This is a genomic window from Streptomyces caniferus, assembly GCF_009811555.1.
GTDB classification, from domain to species: domain Bacteria; phylum Actinomycetota; class Actinomycetes; order Streptomycetales; family Streptomycetaceae; genus Streptomyces; species Streptomyces caniferus.
The window spans coordinates 3,381,115-3,397,746 of the sequence record NZ_BLIN01000005.1 but is presented as its reverse complement, the minus strand read 5'-3'; the positions used below and the strand labels follow the sequence as shown (position 1 = coordinate 3,397,746).

The 16,632-nt window shown below is 73.3% G+C and carries 12 protein-coding genes; 5 read left to right on the top strand and 7 right to left on the bottom strand.

What is annotated here, in order from left to right; translation table 11 throughout:
- Positions 1-83 precede the first annotated feature (83 nt).
- The 4 genes from Scani_RS31380 (at position 84) to Scani_RS31365 (ending at position 3,684) form a co-directional block, all read left to right on the top strand.
- Positions 84-2,024 (top strand): glycosyltransferase family 2 protein, encoded by a 1,941-nt coding sequence (locus tag Scani_RS31380; protein WP_159481133.1) that lies wholly within the window; start codon positions 84-86, stop codon positions 2,022-2,024.
- 143 nt (positions 2,025-2,167) lie between these two features.
- Positions 2,168-2,548, top strand: a complete 381-nt coding sequence (locus Scani_RS31375) for a hypothetical protein (RefSeq protein ID WP_159481132.1) — start codon at positions 2,168-2,170, stop codon at positions 2,546-2,548.
- A gap of 140 nt (positions 2,549-2,688) precedes the next feature.
- The gene (locus Scani_RS31370) at positions 2,689-2,961 is read left to right on the top strand and encodes a DUF1876 domain-containing protein (protein ID WP_174872773.1); all 273 of its coding nucleotides are present in this window, start codon (positions 2,689-2,691) and stop codon (positions 2,959-2,961) included.
- A 57-nt stretch (positions 2,962-3,018) separates the two neighbouring features.
- A complete protein-coding gene (locus tag Scani_RS31365) occupies positions 3,019-3,684 on the top strand; it encodes a class I SAM-dependent DNA methyltransferase (RefSeq protein WP_159481130.1) in 666 nt (221 codons plus the stop codon).
- Positions 3,685-3,762: 78 nt separating this feature from the next.
- On the opposite strand, the gene galE is transcribed toward Scani_RS31365, so the two are convergent.
- The 3 genes from galE to Scani_RS31350 all read right to left on the bottom strand — a co-directional run bounded on the left by galE (position 3,763) and on the right by Scani_RS31350 (position 10,406).
- Positions 3,763-4,740 (bottom strand): UDP-glucose 4-epimerase GalE, encoded by a 978-nt coding sequence (gene galE, locus Scani_RS31360; RefSeq protein WP_159481129.1) that lies wholly within the window; start codon positions 4,738-4,740, stop codon positions 3,763-3,765.
- A gap of 54 nt (positions 4,741-4,794) precedes the next feature.
- On the bottom strand, positions 4,795-6,447 hold the full coding sequence (locus Scani_RS31355) for a glycosyltransferase family 2 protein (protein ID WP_159482481.1): 1,653 nt from the start codon (positions 6,445-6,447) through the stop codon (positions 4,795-4,797).
- Positions 6,448-6,710: 263 nt separating this feature from the next.
- Positions 6,711-10,406, bottom strand: coding sequence for a bifunctional glycosyltransferase/CDP-glycerol:glycerophosphate glycerophosphotransferase (locus tag Scani_RS31350; protein ID WP_159481128.1), 3,696 nt, complete (start codon positions 10,404-10,406; stop codon positions 6,711-6,713).
- Positions 10,407-10,656: 250 nt separating this feature from the next.
- On the opposite strand from Scani_RS31350, the gene Scani_RS31345 reads away from it, so the two are divergent.
- Positions 10,657-11,343: a class I SAM-dependent methyltransferase gene (locus Scani_RS31345; protein WP_159481127.1), complete on the top strand. Its 687-nt coding sequence runs from the start codon at positions 10,657-10,659 to the stop codon at positions 11,341-11,343.
- A gap of 166 nt (positions 11,344-11,509) precedes the next feature.
- Here the strand turns inward: Scani_RS31345 and Scani_RS31340 are convergent, their stop codons facing one another.
- The 4 genes from Scani_RS31340 to Scani_RS31325 form a co-directional block, all read right to left on the bottom strand.
- Complete coding sequence (locus Scani_RS31340; protein WP_159481126.1) at positions 11,510-12,466, bottom strand: class I SAM-dependent methyltransferase; 957 nt, start codon at positions 12,464-12,466, stop codon at positions 11,510-11,512.
- Positions 12,467-12,861: 395 nt separating this feature from the next.
- Positions 12,862-13,785 (bottom strand): carbohydrate ABC transporter permease, encoded by a 924-nt coding sequence (locus Scani_RS31335; RefSeq protein ID WP_159481125.1) that lies wholly within the window; start codon positions 13,783-13,785, stop codon positions 12,862-12,864.
- Positions 13,782-15,140: a carbohydrate ABC transporter permease gene (locus Scani_RS31330; protein ID WP_246296253.1), complete on the bottom strand. Its 1,359-nt coding sequence runs from the start codon at positions 15,138-15,140 to the stop codon at positions 13,782-13,784. Before Scani_RS31330 ends, Scani_RS31335 begins: the two co-directional genes overlap by 4 nt.
- Positions 15,141-15,235: 95 nt before the next feature.
- The gene (locus Scani_RS31325; protein WP_159481124.1) at positions 15,236-16,606 is read right to left on the bottom strand and encodes an ABC transporter substrate-binding protein; all 1,371 of its coding nucleotides are present in this window, start codon (positions 16,604-16,606) and stop codon (positions 15,236-15,238) included.
- Positions 16,607-16,632: the final 26 nt, after the last annotated feature.

Sequence of the window (16,632 nt, the reverse complement as noted above, 5' to 3'; positions counted from 1 at the left end):
CCAACGTTATATGTCTTAATAGTCCCCTTTGCCCGGCTGGGACGCCGGGTATTTCGGGGATTGCTGAAAGATCGGAGGGCACGGTGCCCGCCCCTGACGACCTCACGGCCGCGGCTCCGGCCGGACCGGATGCCACGGTGAAGCCGACCGTCTCCGTGATCGTGCCGGTGCACAACACCCGGGACTACCTCGACCGCTGCCTCGACTCGGTCTTCGGCCAGACCCTCGACCAGCACCGGATCGAGGTGATCGCGGTCGACGACGGCTCCACCGACGGCAGCGCGGAACGGCTGGCCGACCACGCCCGCCGGCACCCCAACCTGACCGTGCTGCGCCAGGAGGCCTCCGGCGGCGCCGGCAAGCCGCGCAACACCGGGCTGGACCGCGCCACCGGCGACTACGTCTTCTTCCTCGACTCCGACGACCGCCTCGGCCCCGAGGCGCTGGACCGCCTCACCCGGATGGCCGACCGGTGCGGCTCGGACATCGTCTACGGCCGCATCGTCGGCGCCGACGGCCGCGCCGCCCCCGTCGACCTGCGCACCACCAGCGACAAGGTCTCGGTCTTCGACTCCCCGGTCTACTGGTCGCTGGCCGCCTACAAACTCTTCCGCCGCTCCTTCCTCGAAACGCACCGGCTGCGCTTCGTCGAGGGCCGGCTGCTGGCCGAGGACCTGCCCTTCGGCATCGCCGCCCTGCTGCGCGCCGACGTCGTCTCCGTCCTCGCCGACCACGACTGCTACTACCTGCACGGACGCGAGGACAACAGCAACGCCAGCCGCCAGGACATCGACTGGTGCGAGTACCTCGACTACATCGGCACCGTCCTCGAAGACGTCGAGGCCCAGGTCCCGCCCGGCGCCCAGCGGGACAAACTGATGGTCCGGCACTTCCACGGCGAGATACTCATGCCCTTCGGGGCCGCCTACCTCGCCCGCGACCTCGCCGGGCGGCAGCGGATGGCCGCCGCCGCCCGCCCGCTCGTCGAGCGCTACTGCACCGACCGGGTCCGGGCCGCCCTGCCGCCCGGACTCCGGCTGCGCGCCCACTGCCTGCGCGCCGGACTCGACGACGCGCTGACCGCCGTCGTCCGGGCCGACACCGAAGGGCAGCCGGACCCGCCGCACCTCGGCGACGACGGCCGCGTCTACGCCGGCTACCCGTACTTCCGCGACCCGGAGCGCGGCCTCCCCGACGCCTGCTACGACCTCACCGACCGCGTGGTGGTGCGCCAGCGCCTGATCCGCCGGCGCTGGGCCGGCGGCGTACTGCATCTGCGGGGCACCGCCGACCTTCACCCGCTCGGCGCCGACACCGTCGAGATCGTGCTGCAGCGCAGCGGCGCCGCCCACCGCGTCCCGGCGCGGTACGCGGACGGCGCGTGGCAGGCCGCCGTCGACCCGGCGACCGCCGCGGACGGCGGGCCGCTGACCGACGGCACCTGGGGCCTCAAGATCGCGGTCACCGCGCACGGCGAAGCGGGCCCGGCGGGTCCCGCCCTCCGCCGCGAGGCCTGGCTGGTCCCCGAAGAAGGGGCGGGCGACGAGGAGTTCGCGCCGCGGATCGTCGGCCGGGGACCGGCCGGCCCGTCCGTCGCCGCGCTCTTCCTCTCCGTGCCGCACGGCCATCTCCACCTCGACCTGGACCGCGACGGCGCCCGCCGGCCACTCGGCGACGACCTGCGCGGCACCGCGGACCGCACCCGCTCCGGGCGGGCCGCCCTCGCCGCGCGCCTCACCCTGCCCGGCTGCCCCGTGGACGCCGAACTGGGGCTGGTCCTCCACGACGCGACCCGCTCGGTCGCGCTGCGCACCACGGTCGAACGGGGCGCCGGCGACCACTACACCGTGCGGTCCCTGCTGCGCAGCGGCCCCCCGGGCACCTGGCAGGTGGTCCTGCGGGTGACCGCGGGCCCGTTCCGCCGCGAACTGCCGGTCCGGGCGGCCGACGGGCGCACGCCGCTGACCCTCACCGTGCCCGGCGCCCGTCGTTCCATGAACCCGCTGCGCCGCACGCGTGGCTGACACCGGCAGCCCCTTCGGGCACCGCCGAAAACCGTTGTGCGATCCACCCCCGTGGCAACAGGCTGGCCAACCATCAGGCACCCGCAGAGGTGCACCCGCGGGGCACCACCCCGCGGGGCCGCTGGACCAAGGGGGAACGTCACATGTCCATATGGAAGCGAGCCGGAGTGGTAGCCATGACCGTCGCGGCGCTGGCCGTCCCGGCAGGCGTCGTGATCGGCACGGCCGGAACCGCCGCCGCGGCGGGCGGCACCGTCCAGGGCTGCCCCTACGGGGCGGTCTGCATCTACCCGCAGAACGCCGGGTGGAACGGCGGCCACCCGTCGCTCTTCTACTACAGCTACGGGGCCCACAACCTCAGCAACCAGGTCGGGACGCACCGCATCTACAACAACCAGTCCGGGGGCGCGACCATGCGGACCTGCACGGGCTACAACGGCACCGGATGCCAGGGCTACCTCTCGCCCGGCTACTACATCGACAAGGACCTCACGCCGATCAACTCGATCACCCTCCAGCCGTAACGGGCCGGACCGCGTGAGCACCCCCGGGGCGGGCCTTCGACCAGAGGCCCGCCCCGGGCGCTGCCGTGCCGCCGGCACCCGTCGTGCGGCGGCCGCCCGGCAGGCGCACGCTGGTAAGAGGGGCTCCGGAGGTGATCGTGATGCTGCAGACCACTGTCGGATGGCATGTGGACATGGAATTCGAGGAGGACACCCACCGCACCCGCGCAGCCGCCCTCGTACGGCTGCCCGACGGGACCGAGGTTCGGGCCCACGGTTACGCCAGCCGCCACCCCGTCGACTCCAACCAGCCGCGGGTGGGCGAGGAGGTCGCGGGGGCCAGAGCGCTCAACGAACTGGCGATGAAGCTGCTGACCAAGGCACATGACGAGATCGACGAGGTCTCGGGCCGGACGTCGCACCCGCTGAGCTGACCCCGGCGCGTCGGTTCCCCGCCGGCCGGCCCGGGGCGCCCAGTAGGGTGCCGGGCCATGACCGAACCGGATTTCCTGCGCACCACCCGGGCGTTCTACGACGCCGTCGCCGAAGACTACGACGACCATTTCCGCGACGTCCTGGAGACCCGGCCGATGGACCGGGCGATGCTCGCCGGCTTCGCCGAACTCGTGCGGGCCGCCGGCGCCGGGCCGGTCGTCGACGTCGGCTGCGGGCCCGGCCGGGTCACCGCCCACCTGGCCGCCCTGGGACTGTCCGTGTCCGGCGTCGACCTGTCGCCGCGGATGGTGGCACTGGCCCGGCGCGCGCACCCGGGCGTGCGGTTCGAGGAGGGGGCGATGACGTCCCTGGATCTGCCGGACGGCGCCCTCGGCGGCGTGGTGGCCTGGTACTCGATCATCCACACACCGCAGGAACGGCTGCCGGAGGTGTTCGCCGAGTTCCACCGGGTGCTCGCCCCGGGCGGCCATCTCCTGCTCGCCTTCCAGACGGGGGACGAGCCCCTGCACATCGACCGGCCGTTCGGCCATCCCGTGTCGCTCGACTTCCGGCGCCGGCAGCCGGACCGGATCGCCGACCTGGTGGGCCGCGCCGGGCTGTCCGTACGGGCCCGGCTGCTGCGCGAACCCGAAGCGGAACTGGGGGACACCGCCCCGCAGGCCTGCCTCATGATCCGCAAGCCCGCCGCGGCCGGCGCATGACGGGCGGCGGCGGCCCGCTGCGCGCAGCGGCCGCCGCACACCGCCGATCCGGGCCGCGCCCCACGGCGCGGCCCGCTGTCAGGCCTGCGGGCGGTGGTGCTGCCAGCCCTCCCAGGCCGACGTGATCATGTCGCGTACGTCGTGCCGGGCCTTCCAGCCCAGCTCCGCGGTGATCCGGTCGGCGGCCGCGACCACCCGGGCCGGGTCGCCCGCACGGCGCGGGGTGACCTCGGCGGTGACCCCCTGGTGCCCGGTGATCTCGGCGATCAGATCGACCATCTCGCGCACCGAAACGCCCTCGCCGCGCCCGATGTTCAGCGTCAGATCGCGCACCGGACCCGGCTCGGCGAGCTTGCGGGCCGCCGACACATGGGCCTCGGCGAGGTCCGCGACATGGATGTAGTCGCGGATGCAGGTGCCGTCGGGGGTGTCGTAGTCATCGCCGAAGATGCGCGGCGCGGCGCCCTCGGTGAGCCGCTCGAAGACCATCGGGACGATGTTGTAGACCCCGGTGTCGGCCAGCTCCGGGGCGGCCGCCCCCGCGACGTTGAAGTAGCGCAGGCAGGCGGTGCTGATGCCGTGCGCCCGGCCCGCCGCGCGGGCCATCCACTCGCCGACGAGCTTCGTCTCGCCGTACGGGTTGATCGGGGTGCAGGGGGTCTCCTCGGTGACCAGCTCGACATCCGGCATGCCGTAGACCGCGGCCGAGGACGAGAACACCAGCCGGCCGACGCCGCCCGCCGCCATCGCCTCCAGCAGCGTCTGCAGACCGTGCACGTTCTCGCGGTAGTAGTGCAGCGGCATCTCGACGGACTCGCCGACCTGCTTCTTGGCGGCCAGATGCACGACATCGGTGATGCCGTGCTCGGCGAAGGCGGCATCGAGCAGCGCACGGTTGAGCGTGGAGCCGACGACCAGGGGGACGTCCTCCGGGATCCGGGCGGCCACGCCCGACGTCAGATCGTCGAGCACGACGACCGTCTCGCCCGCCTGCCGCAGGGCCCGTACGACATGGGCGCCGATGTAGCCGGCACCACCCGTGATCAAGTAAGACATAGCGCCAATCCTAGGTCGGGGTCGAGGAGTGCGGGGGGAGCGGGCCGCGGCGGCTCAGCCGCGCAGCCGCCGGGCGGCGATCCGCCATACGCTGCGCGGGCCGGAGGCGACCCGCAGTGACAGGGCGCCGCCGGTCGTCGCATACGGCTGCACCAGCAGCACGGCATGGCGGCGGCTGGGCAGCACCCGGCGGCGCAGCCCCGGGCCCAGGGCCCGCAGCGCGGCGCGGAAACCGGCCCCGTTCGCGCAGCTGACCTGCGCCATCAGATCCCAGGGCTCGGGATCCGCGCAGGGCCGGCCGCCGCGTTCGGCCAGCGCCGCGAGGTCCAGGACGATCTCGGCGGTCCAGCAGGCCTGGGACCCGCCGACGGCCGGGGCCGGGGTGAGGGCGGCGGTGTGGACCGGACCGCGCCGGTCGTCCCGGCGGCGCCGCAGCTCGATGTCGATGCTCTCCGGCCCGGCCGCCGCCAGCCGCCCGTACAGGTCGTGCACCCGCAGCCGCAGCACCCCCGGGCCGCTGACGGCCGGCTCCGCGTCTATGGTCACCGGCAGCCGGTGCATCGGCTTGGTGCCGATCGCGTCCAGCTCCACCTCGGGCAGGTCGGCGGACCACACCGCGCGGCCGTCGGCCTCCGCGTACGGCGGCAGCAGCCGGCCGGGCCGGGCCGCCAGCTGGGTCAGCCGTTCCAGGTCCCGCGGGGCCGGCGACGCCAGCACCACCCGGGCCAGCCAGCGGGCCGGGGCGCGGGCCGCGCGCAGATCGGCCTCGTCGAAGCCCCCCAGGTAGTCGCGGGTCAGCCGCCACCAGTCGGTGCGGTAGTCGGCGCCGCGGGTGTGCAGCTCGCGGACGTACATCCGCAGATCGTGGTCGAGGAACTTGGTGTCCGCGGCGTGCGCCAGCGCCTTCTGCCCGGCGTCCTGGAAGATCTGCACACTGGCGCGGTGCGCCGCGATCCGCGCCTGCCAGTTGGCGACGTCGTTGCGGTCCAGCGAGATCGACTGCCGGGCGGCCGCGCGGCGCACATGCCAGATGTAGACCCGGTCGGGGATCGTCGCGACGCGGGGGGCGGCGGCCAGCACCCGCGCGGTGAACACGAAGTCCTCGTAGGTGAAACGGCCCTCGGGGAAGGTGATGGCGTGCTTGTCGAGGAACGCCCGGTCGTAGAGCTTGTTGACGCACAGCGTGTCCCGGACCAGCTGGGGGCTGGATTCGGGGGAGCTGTGCACCGCCGGCTCGCGGTAGAGGGCCGGCTGCCAGGGGACGTCGCGGTGCGCGGGCAGCTCCCGGCGTACGCAGGCGCCGGCCACGACCGGGGCGTCATGCTCCTGAGCGGCGGCCAGCAGCGCCCGGGCCGCGCCCGGGGGCAGCACATCGTCGCTGTCGAGGAACATCACGAACCGTCCGGTGGCGGCACGCAGACCGTCGTTGCGCGGGGTGCCGCAGCCGCCGCTGTTCGTGTCGCGGTGGATCACCCGCAGCCGCGGTTCGTCATGGGCGAGGGCGTCCAGGGCGGCGCCGGTGCCGTCGGTGGAGGCGTCGTTCACCGCGATCACTTCGGTGACCGTTTCGCCGGGTGTCCCCTGCGCGAGTGCGGAGCGCACCGCATCGCAGACATGGCCGGCATCGTTGAAGGCGATGACGACGATGCTGACCTGTGCGGATGGCGTGATGGTGGGCCCCGTCAGCGGATCGAGGGCTTCTTTCACAGTCACTGAATCTACATTTCGTGTCGACAGCATCTCTTGGCGCGAGCGAGGTCCGAACCCATTTCCGATGATTCAGAGGGCGAAACCCGACGCGTGGTTGCACCCGCCGCTCCGCTTTTCCGCCCTCTTGCCGTCTTCTTACCGGGCGGGAGCCGGGGCCCCGGGTGTGCATGGCCCGTAAAAGCGCCTGCACATGCTGTAACGACGCGAGTGCCGCACGATGCCGATCCGCACGCCACCACCTTGCGGCGGACCGGCCCCGATCACCGCTCCAGCAGATCCGCGACCCGGCCCGCGGCACCTCCGTCGTCCCGGTGGCAGAAGGTCTCCCGGAAATCCGCGTACGCGTCCGCGCCCGCAGCCGCGATCGCCTCCAAGTCGCCCAGCGCGTCCACCAGTTCACCGGTGGAGGTGAGCAGCGGCCCCGGCATCCGGGCCTCGAAGTCGAGCGTGAAACCCCGCAGGGTGTCGCGGTAGTGCGGCAGATCGGGCGTCAGGAAGAGCATCGGACGGCCGGTGTTGGCGAAGTCGGCCGCCAGCGACGAGTAGTCGGTGACCAGGACGTCCGCCGCCAGCAGCAGCTCGGTGGCGTCCGGATGCGCGGAGACGTCGAGGGCGAACGGGGCGTGGTGGGCGGGCAGCCGGTCGGCGACCAGCGGATGACCGCGGACCAGCAGGACATGATCGTCCGCCAGCTCCTGCCGCGCCAGCTCCAGATCGAGCGGCAGATGCAGCCGGTGGTGGCCCGCGTCGTAGGCCAGATCGTCGCGCGGGGTCGGCGCGTACAGCACCACCCTCCGGCCGGGCTCGATGCCCAGGCGCTCGCGGACCGCGGCCGCGGTCCGGTCGCGGTCCGCGGCGAAGAAGGCGTCGGTGCGCGGCAGCCCGGTCTCCAGCAGCCGGCCGGAGTAGCCCAGCGCGGAGCGCAGCACCGGCGTGCTGTGCGCGTTGGGCGAGAGCAGCACGCTCCACTGCCGGCTGACCCGCGGCCGCGGCGCCAGATGCGCCAGGCCCGCGCACAGCGTCCCGGCCAGGTCGGCGCCGATCCGCTTGAGCGGGGTGCCGTGCCAGGTCTGGATGATGCGCTGCCCGCCGCGCCGGGTGAACCACCGGGGCAGATGGGTGTTGGTGACCACCCAGCGGCTGTGCGCCAGCGCCCCGTGCCACTCGGCGCTGCCCACCAGCACCGCACGCGCCGTCTCCGGCACCGCGGTCTGCGCGTCGCGCACCGCCCACAGATGCTCCACGTCCATGCCCCGGCGCACCAGCTCCTCGTGCACCGCACGCGGTGAATCCCCGTACGCGCGGCCGCCGAAGCTGCTGTAGAGGACGGTGTCGCGCAGCGGCCGGGAGCGGTGCAGCGCATAGTGCTGCTCGCGCAGCAACCGGCGGCGGTAGGGGCCCCGGTCGGTGGCGGGCAGGGCGGGCCCCGCCACCACGAGCGCCTCGTCGTGCCGGTGCCGGTCGAGGGTGAGCGGCTTGCCGCGGACCGTACGGACGGCCGGCAGCCCCTCCAGGAGGGACGGTACGCAGCGGACCGGGGCGTCCAGCGCCGAGCCGGGCGCGCCCTGTTCGCGCAGGTGCAGCGTCCAGCGGCCCTCGCGCAGCGGCAGCGGCCCGGCCAGCGAGGGCAGCGCCCCGAGCGGCAGCGCGCCGTGGAAGCGGCCGTCGTCGTGGGTGGTGGGGAAGGCCAGCTCGGCGGCGTGCGCCCCGTGCTTGAGGACCAGTTCGGTGGCGTGCGGCGCGGCGTCCGGCAGCCCGCCCGTCACCAGCAGGGTGCCGTCCGCGCGCCACATCGCCCGCTCCAGGTACGGCTGCGGGGTGCGGTCGTGCAGGACGAGCCGGCCGTCCGGAGCGGCCGCGACGACCAGCTCACGGCCGTGCGGCAGCGGATAGGCGACGGGGGCCAGCCCCGGGTCGCAGGCGATCGGGTCGGTGCCGCCGTCGGGCAGCACCACCTCGGCCGCCCAGCTCTCGGTGTGGGCCGGCGGGATCGCCCGGGGCGCGCCGTCCCGCGGGGGCCGCGCGGCGGCCAGCGCGTCGAGACGGACACGGAAGGCGAGCGGCGCGGGCGCGGGGCCGGGGACGCGGCCGGATGCCTCGCCGGCCTCCCGCGGCTCGGTCGCGCCCGGTGCCCCTGCTCCGCTCCGCGCCCCGGCCTCGGCCCCCGCCCCCGCCCCCGCCCCCGCCGCAGGGTCCGTCTCCACCGGGAACGACACCACCGTGCCGGTGCCCTGGTGGGTCAGCCGCAGGGCGGCGGGCGGCGGGCCGGGCGTGGTGACGGTCAGGTCCAGGGCGCCGGCCGCCGCCGCACGGTGGCCGGTCAACCGCCGGACCGGCCGGCCCACCGACAGCCGCAGCCGCCCGTCCGGGTACCGGGGCGTGATCCGGACGCCCTCCGCGCCGGCCCCGTCACCCGGCAGCTCATGGGCGCACGGGGCGGCGCCGGAACCGGTCTCCGCCGCGTGCAGCGCCGCGGCCCGCACCATGCCCCCCGAGGCCAGCAGCACCCCGACCGACCAGTCGCTCTCCTCCCAGCGCCCGCCCTTGCGCAGCCGGGCCGGATCGATCCGCAGCTCGAAGCCCGACCAGTCGTAACAGTGCAGCTCCTGGCCGGACTCGGCGGTCGCCTCCGGCATCACCACCGGCCGCAGCGGCAGCAGGATCCGGCGCCGCCCGCACGACAGCACGGCCGTCCTGAGGTAACCGTGCCGGTGCGCGGCGTCCAGGTTCCGGATGTAGGCGTAGCCGCGCAGCACCAGCACGCCGTGGCGCCACACCGCCTCCCGGACCCGGGCCCGTACGGGGAAGTCGGCGCGGTCCAGCCGCGTCACCCCCGGCGGCAGCTCCAGCGGCGGGGTCAGCGGCAGCACCGCCCGCTTGCGCAGCGGCGGCCCGGCGACGGTGAACCCGGCCGGGTTGCGGGCCTCGTGGGTGAGCAGCGTGAGCAGGTCGGCCAGGCGCCCGGAGCGGATCAGGTACCAGCGCATCCGCAGCTCCACGGGGAGCGTGGGGAACAGTGCCGGATCGACGCCGGAGAGGAAGTCGCGGGCGCAGTCGAGGAACGCGGTCCGGCACTCCGGCGAGGCCGCCGGGAGCGCGTCCACCAGATCGAGCAGCCCCTCGGTGAGCTGCGCGCGGTCGTAGTCGCGCTGATGGGCGCGCAGCCGGGCGTGGGCGGGGTCGGCGAGGAAGCGCCGGATGCCGGCCACCGCCGCGAACCGGTCCCGTACGCCCCGCGCGTCGGGCCTGCGGTGCCGGTCGGACCCTTCCGGCAGCCGCCAGTAACAGACGTGCTCCTGCAGGACGTCGACCGCCCCGGCGAGGAACAGCGCGGGCAGCGTCACCGCCGCGTCATGGCACAACTCCCCTTCGGGGAAGGCGAATCGGTGCTTGTCCCAGAAGGCGCGGCGGAAGACCTTGTTGCGGGCGAAGTGGTCGGACAGCAGGGTGAGGTCGTCGCCGAGACGGGTGCGCAGCGTAGTGGGGCGGGCGGCCGGATGGTGTGCGGACTGGCTGCGGCCGGCCGCCCCGAGCCGGTAGACGTTGCCGGTCGCCAGGTCCGAGCCGGAGCGCTCCAGCAGGCCGACGAGATCCTCGTACGCACGCGGCAGCAGCACGTCGTCGGCGTCGAGGAAGGACAGATAGGCGGTGTGCGGATAGGCGTGCCGGGCACCGGTGTTGCGGAGCGCGCCGCAGCCGGGGGCCGGACCGCCCCCGGGGTGGTGGACGATCCGGAACCGTGGGTCGCGCTCGGCGAAACGGCGGGCGAGAGCGGCGGGCGTGCCCTCCGCGGCGGCGGCTGCCCCGCCGCCCTCCGCGGGCGGACCGCCGTCCACCATCACCACATCCAGATCGGTCAGCGTCTGGGCCGCGACCGACTCCAGGCACTCCTCCACATTCCGCTCGGACCCTTCGATGCGATGGACCGGGACGACGACGGTGAGCCGAGGCTTCATACGCGGACCAAGCCTTTCCGGACTGGCGATGCACAAGACCGGTCCGTTCAACTCGCCCGCGGCGGCACGGTCACCGGATCTGCGCTGAAAGGGTGAGAGGACCCGTCGACAGTTCGTGTGTGCGTGAGGGCGCTCGGTGTGCGCACTCGGCGCGCCGTAGCGCCGGGCCGCGTCTGATGCCGTAGACCCGTTGCACAGCCTTACGGCGCCTGGCGCGCCGTGTTTCCCCAGGGAAGGTGACCGCGTCCCGATGCCCGGCCGAACCGACAGCTCCGCCGCCACCGACAGCCCCGACGCCGGGCCGCCCGGCAGCGACATCCGGACCGCCCGGCCCGCACGCCCCACGGGCACCGCGCCGGCCGCCTCCACCGCGCGGCTGCCGGACGACCGGGCACGCGGCGGCCCGGCACGGCTGCTGCCCGCCCGGTCCCCGTACCGCCGTCAGCTGCGGCGGATCGGCACCGGCCGGGTGCTGGAGATCGGCTGCGGGACCGGCGACACGCTCGCCGACTGCGCGTCCGGCAGCGTCGGCGTGGACCACGATCCGCAGTCCGTGGCCCGCTGCCGGGAACGCGGGCTGACCGCCTACACGGCCGACACCTTCCTCGCGAGCCCGCACGCCCGGCCCGGCGCCTTCGACGCGCTCTTGATCGCGAACGTCCTGGAGCACCTGGACGACGAGCAGGTCGAAGGGCTGCTGCGGGCCTACGTCCGGTACGTACGGCCCGGCGGCGGGGTGCTGCTGATCACCGCACAGGAGGCGGGGCACCGGGCCGGGCCCACCCCGGTGCGCTTCACCGACTTCGCCCTGCTGCGCGCCTTCGCCGAGTCCGCGGGCCTGGCCGTACGGCGGACGTACTCCCATCCGCTGCCGCGCCCGGCCGGGATGCTGCTGCGGTCCAATGTGTTCGTCCTGGTGGGGCAGGTGCCGCGCTAGGGGGTGTCGTTCGGATCATGGCGGGCTCGTGGGGCCTGGGACGTCCCTGTGCGACCCCGTCCGGCCGGGGCTCGCCCCGGAACCCCGGGCGCGCCGGGGCCGGACCGCCCCGGGCGCCGGTGCGCGGGCCGGGGCGCGGTGTCCCGCCCCGGCCCGCGCCGGTGCCTCAGTGCGTACGGGCCCGCCGGCGGGCCTTCACCAGGGCGCGGGTGACGACCGGCGGCAGCACATCGCGCGCGACCCGGCGCAGCGTGCCGCGCGCCGGGACCGGCGGGCGCGGGCCGGGGCGGGCCGCGGAGGCCTTCGGCGACTGCGCCGCCGGCCGCTGCGCGGCGCGGGCACCGGCGGACGTGTGCCGGGAGACCGGATGGGCGGGCTCCTTCGCGCCCTTGGCGCTGAGCCGGACCAGCGGGGCGTCGTTGACGTACTGCACCTCGTGCCAGATGTCGCCGCGGGACGAGATCCACTCCAGCAGCGCCTTCTGCAGCGGCTCGGGGTCGCCCCACGTCCCGTAGAACTTGGTGCCGGTGATGCAGATGGGGCGCAGGCCCTCGTTCGCGACGGCCTGCCAGGTGGCCGCGGCCACCCCCGGGCAGTGCTCGGCGCGGTAGTCGTCCATCACCACCACACCGTGGTCGGTGAGCAGCCTGCGCACCGTGCGGATGTCGCCGTGCACATGCTCGTACAGATGCGAGGCATCGATATGGGCGAAGCGCACCGACCCCTCGTCCACATGGTCGCCGACGATGGAGCTCAGGCCCTGGACGATGGTGGGCAACGCGTCATGGAAGGCGAGGTAGTTGGCCTCGAAGGCGCGGCGGGTCAGCGTCGCATAGGACTTCCTCATCTCCTTGGAGTTGGAGGCGTCCTCGGCGGGGGAGTCGAAGAGATCGCAGACCGTGAAGCGCTCGTCGGGCCGCAGCCGCGCGCCGAGGAAGATGGCGCTCTTGCCCATGTACGCGCCCAGTTCGAGCAGATCACCCGGCTCCGCGCGTTCCTGCTGGTGCGCCAGGAACCAGTCGAAGAGCAGCTGGTCGGCGGTGAAGAACCAGCCTTTGACCTCGGACAGCCGGGTGGGGCGCGGGAGTTGTTCGGCACTCTGGTCTGCGATGCGGGCAGTCATGTGCGGTCCGTCTCCAGACGGTCGGGAACGTAGGGCGTAGTACGACGCGTGCGGGGGAAGTGCGTGCGGTATGTACCGGCGCTGTCTGCCGTGGATATGCCTGATATGCGGTGATGCGTTCGGTTATCGGCATCGATGCGATGGCGGTGCGGTATCCGTGCGGTATCTGTGCAGTTGTGACCGCGCCCGGCGTCAGGGCCGCTGCGCGGGGGCGCGACCCCACGGGGACCGGGGCGCCCTCACCCGAGGCGAGCGAGGTGCGAGCGGCACCCGGGCGGTCTTTGCGACACACCCCCGTCGCACCATGCGTGGCACGGCAGTGACGGCATCGTAGGCGCAGCAACATGAACGGAAGATGGCGCGCGGACGGGCACCGGCGGGCACTGCTGCGGAGCTCACTTCACCGCGCCGGCCATCACACCCGAGACGAACTGACGCTGGAAGGCGAAGAAGACGATCAGCGGCACCACCATCGACAGGAACGCGCCGGGCGCCAGCACATCGATGTTGTTGCCGAACTGCCGCACCTCCTGCTGCAGGGCCACCGTGATCGGCGGATGGCCGCTGTCCGCGAAGATCAACGCGATCAGCATGTCGTTCCACACCCACAGGAACTGGAAGATCCCCAGCGAGGCGATCGCCGGACCGCCCAGCGGCAGCACGACACGGGTGAACAGCCGCAGCTCGCCCGCCCCGTCCAGCCGGGCCGCCTCCAGCAGCTCGCGCGGGATCTCGGCGAAGAAGTTCCGCAGCAGGAACACCGCGAACGGCAGCCCGAACGCCGTATGGAACAGGACCACCCCGGCCGTCGTCTCGAACAGCCCGACCGCCCCGAACAGCTTCGCCACCGGGATCAGCGCCACCTGCACGGGCACCACCAGCAGTCCGACGACCACCATGAACCAGCCGTCCCGGCCGGGGAAGTCCATCCAGGCGAACGCATAACCCGCCAGCGAGCCGATGACGACCACCAGCACCGTCGCCGGCACGGTGATCGCCGCCGTCGTCAGCAGCGAACCCATCACCTTGTCGTTGGAGAGCAACTGGCTGTAGTTGTCCCAGGTGATCTGCGCCGGCTCGGAGAAGACCCGCCACCAGCCGGACCCCGCGATCTGCTGCGGACTGCGCAGCGACGACAGCAGCAGCCCCACCGACGGCATCAGCCAGAACAGGGCCACCAGGACCAGGAAGACCCGCATCGCGCCGCCGCCGGTCCGCGCCACGAGCCGGGCGACGCGCGACGGCCCGGCCCGCCCCGCCCGTCCGGCCCCGGCAGCCTCCGGACGCCCGGCCGGTACGACACCCTCCACCGTCGTCATCGGCGACGCTCCTTCCGTATGCGCCGGAGATTGACGTACATCACCGGCAGCACGAGCAACAGCAGGAACACGGCGATCGCGCTGCCCAGACCCTCGTCGACATCGGTACCGAACGACGACTGGAAGAGCTGGAGCGCCAGGACGTTCGCGGACCGGATGCTGGAGCCCGGCGCGATGATGTAGACCAGATCGAAGATCTTCAGCACATTGATCATGAGGGTGACCAGCACCACCACCAGAACCGGCGCCAGCAGCGGCACCGTGATCCGCCGGAAGACCTGCCACTCGCCCGCCCCGTCCACCCGCGCCGCCTCCAGCAGCTCCCGCGGAACACTCGCCAGCCCCGCCGCGATCAGCACCATCGCGAAACCGGCCCACATCCACACGTACGAACCGATGATGGCCGGGGTGACCAGCGCCGGGCCCAGCCAGTCGACGCCCCGGTAGGCCTCGGCGAAATCGGCCGCCGGCAGCCGGAGCCGGGCGCCGTCGGCCGCGGCGGGCAGCACATACGAACCGTCGGCCGCCGTCGTCGCCGAGGCGACCACCCGGCCGCCCCTCACCGCCTCGACCGTCAGCCCCGCCAGCGCCTTCTCGTTGCCGTCGATGACACCGGGACGGCCGCCCCCACCACGGGTGAAGTCCAGCCACACGGTGCCGGTGACGCTGCCCGGCCGGGGCGTGGCCGCGACCGCGGCCCGTGCGCCGCGCACATCGCCCGGCTGGACGGCGACCAGCGGCAGCTTCACCGGAGACCCCGCCCGCACCACCGAACGCGTGGTGAACGCACCGCCACCGGACGGCGCCAGACCGGAATGCGGCCGCGGCTTGGCGCCCGGGAACGGCGCCGGATCGGAGAAGGTGTCATGGATGCCGACCCACACCGCGTTGGCGACACCGCGCTCCGGATCCTGGTCGTAGACCAGCCGGAAGATGATGCCCGCCGCCAGCATCGAGATCGCCATCGGCATGAACACGATCAGCTTGAAGGCGGTGCCCCAGCGGATTCGCTCGGTCAGCACCGCGAAGATCAGCCCCAGCACCGTCGACACGGTCGGCGCCACCACCACCCAGACGACGTTGTTCCGCAGCGCCGTACGAATGCCCTCGTCCGAGAACAGCGCACCGTAGTTGCCCAGCCCCACGAAACCGTTGCCGGACGCGTCGAACAGGCTGCGGTACACCGAGAAGACGATCGGGTAGACGACCAGCGCACCGAGCAGCAGCAGCGCCGGCAACAAGAACACCGCGGCGGTCCAGGGACGGGTGCCCAGGACGCCGCCACGCCGCCTGCGGCCCCCGCGCCGGCCGCCCTCGCTGCGGTCACTGACCTCGCTGACCTCTACGGCGCTCATCGTGACGGTCCCCCGGTCCCGGTCGAGACGGTCGGCGACACCTGCTCGCTGCCGAACGACTGCACTGCTCACACGGCTTCACTGCCTACACGGCTTCACTGCCCGAACGACTTCGCGGCGTCCTTCTCCAGCCGGGCCTGGGTGCCCGCGACGTCCCGGGGGCTCTTCAGGAAGTCCTGCAGGTCCTTCCACTCGCCCTGCCCCGGCTTGCCGCCGAAGGAGGCGGGCGCCTGGTCGGACATGTCGAAGCGGAAGTCGTCGCCCGCCGCGATCAGCGCCTTGGCGATCTCGCGCATCACCCCGTTCGCGTACGCCGCCTGGTCGAGCTCCTTGTTGGGCGAGATGAACCCGCCCGCCTGCGCCCAGATCTTGGCGGCATCCGTCGACGCCAGGAACGTCAGCAGCGCCTGCGAGGCCTTGGAGTCCTTGAGGGCCACCGCCACATCGCCACCGGTCACCACCGGCGACTTGGCGCCCACCGCGGGGAACGGGAAGACCTTGGCGTCCGTGCCGACCTTGGCCTTGGTCTGGCTGATGTTGGCGGCAGCGAAGTCGGCCGACGAGACCATCGCGGCCTTGGGGGTGTCGCCGCTGAAGGTCTGGGTCACCGACGTCGGGAAGTCCGTCTGCAGCGCACCGGAGTTGCCGCCCGCGAGCAGATCCTTACGGCCGAAGAGCTGGCCCAGCGTGGTCAGCGACTGCTTGACGGACGGGTCCGTCCACTTGATCTTGTGCTGCGCCAGCCGGTCGTACTTCTCCGGCCCCGCCTGCGAGAGATAGACGTTCTCGAACCAGTCGGTCAGCGTCCAGCCGTCCGAACCGCCCACCGAGACCGGCTCGACGCCCGATTCGGAGAGGGTCTGCGCCGTCGTGAGGAAGTCCTGCCAGGACTTCGGCTCCTTGGCGCCGGCGTTGTCGAACGCCTGGGCGTTGTACCAGACCAGCGACTTGTTGCTGGCCTTGAAGTAGACGCCGTACGGGGTGCCCTTGTGGGCGCCGAGATCCTGCCAGCCCTTGGTGTAGTTCTTGGCGAGCTGCGCCTTCGCGGCGCTGCCGAGCGGCTTGAGCCAGCCCTTCCCGGCGAACTCGTTGAGCACGCCGACCTGCTGGAGCATCGCGACGTCCGGCGGCCCGCCACCGGCGATCTTCGAGCCGATGAAGCCGGCCATGTCGTCGCCGCTGGGCACGAAGTCGACCGTGGCGCCGGTGCGCTTTTCGAACTCGTCCAGCACCTTGACGAAGTTCTCCCGCTCGGGCCCCGTCCAGACCGCGGTGACCTGCAGCTTCTGGCCCTTGAGCTGGGGGAGCCGCACGGTGGGGGCGGTGCTGCCGCCCTTGCTGCCGCCGCTGCCGTTGTCCTTCGTGCCGCCGCCGCTGCCGCACGCGGCCAGCGCCAGGGTGAGCGCCGAGACCGCCGCCACAGCGGTCGTGACGCGTCCAGCCGTGCGGTCGAGTCGTCTGCGCATCCCCGTAGCCCCTTATCGCTGCGCCT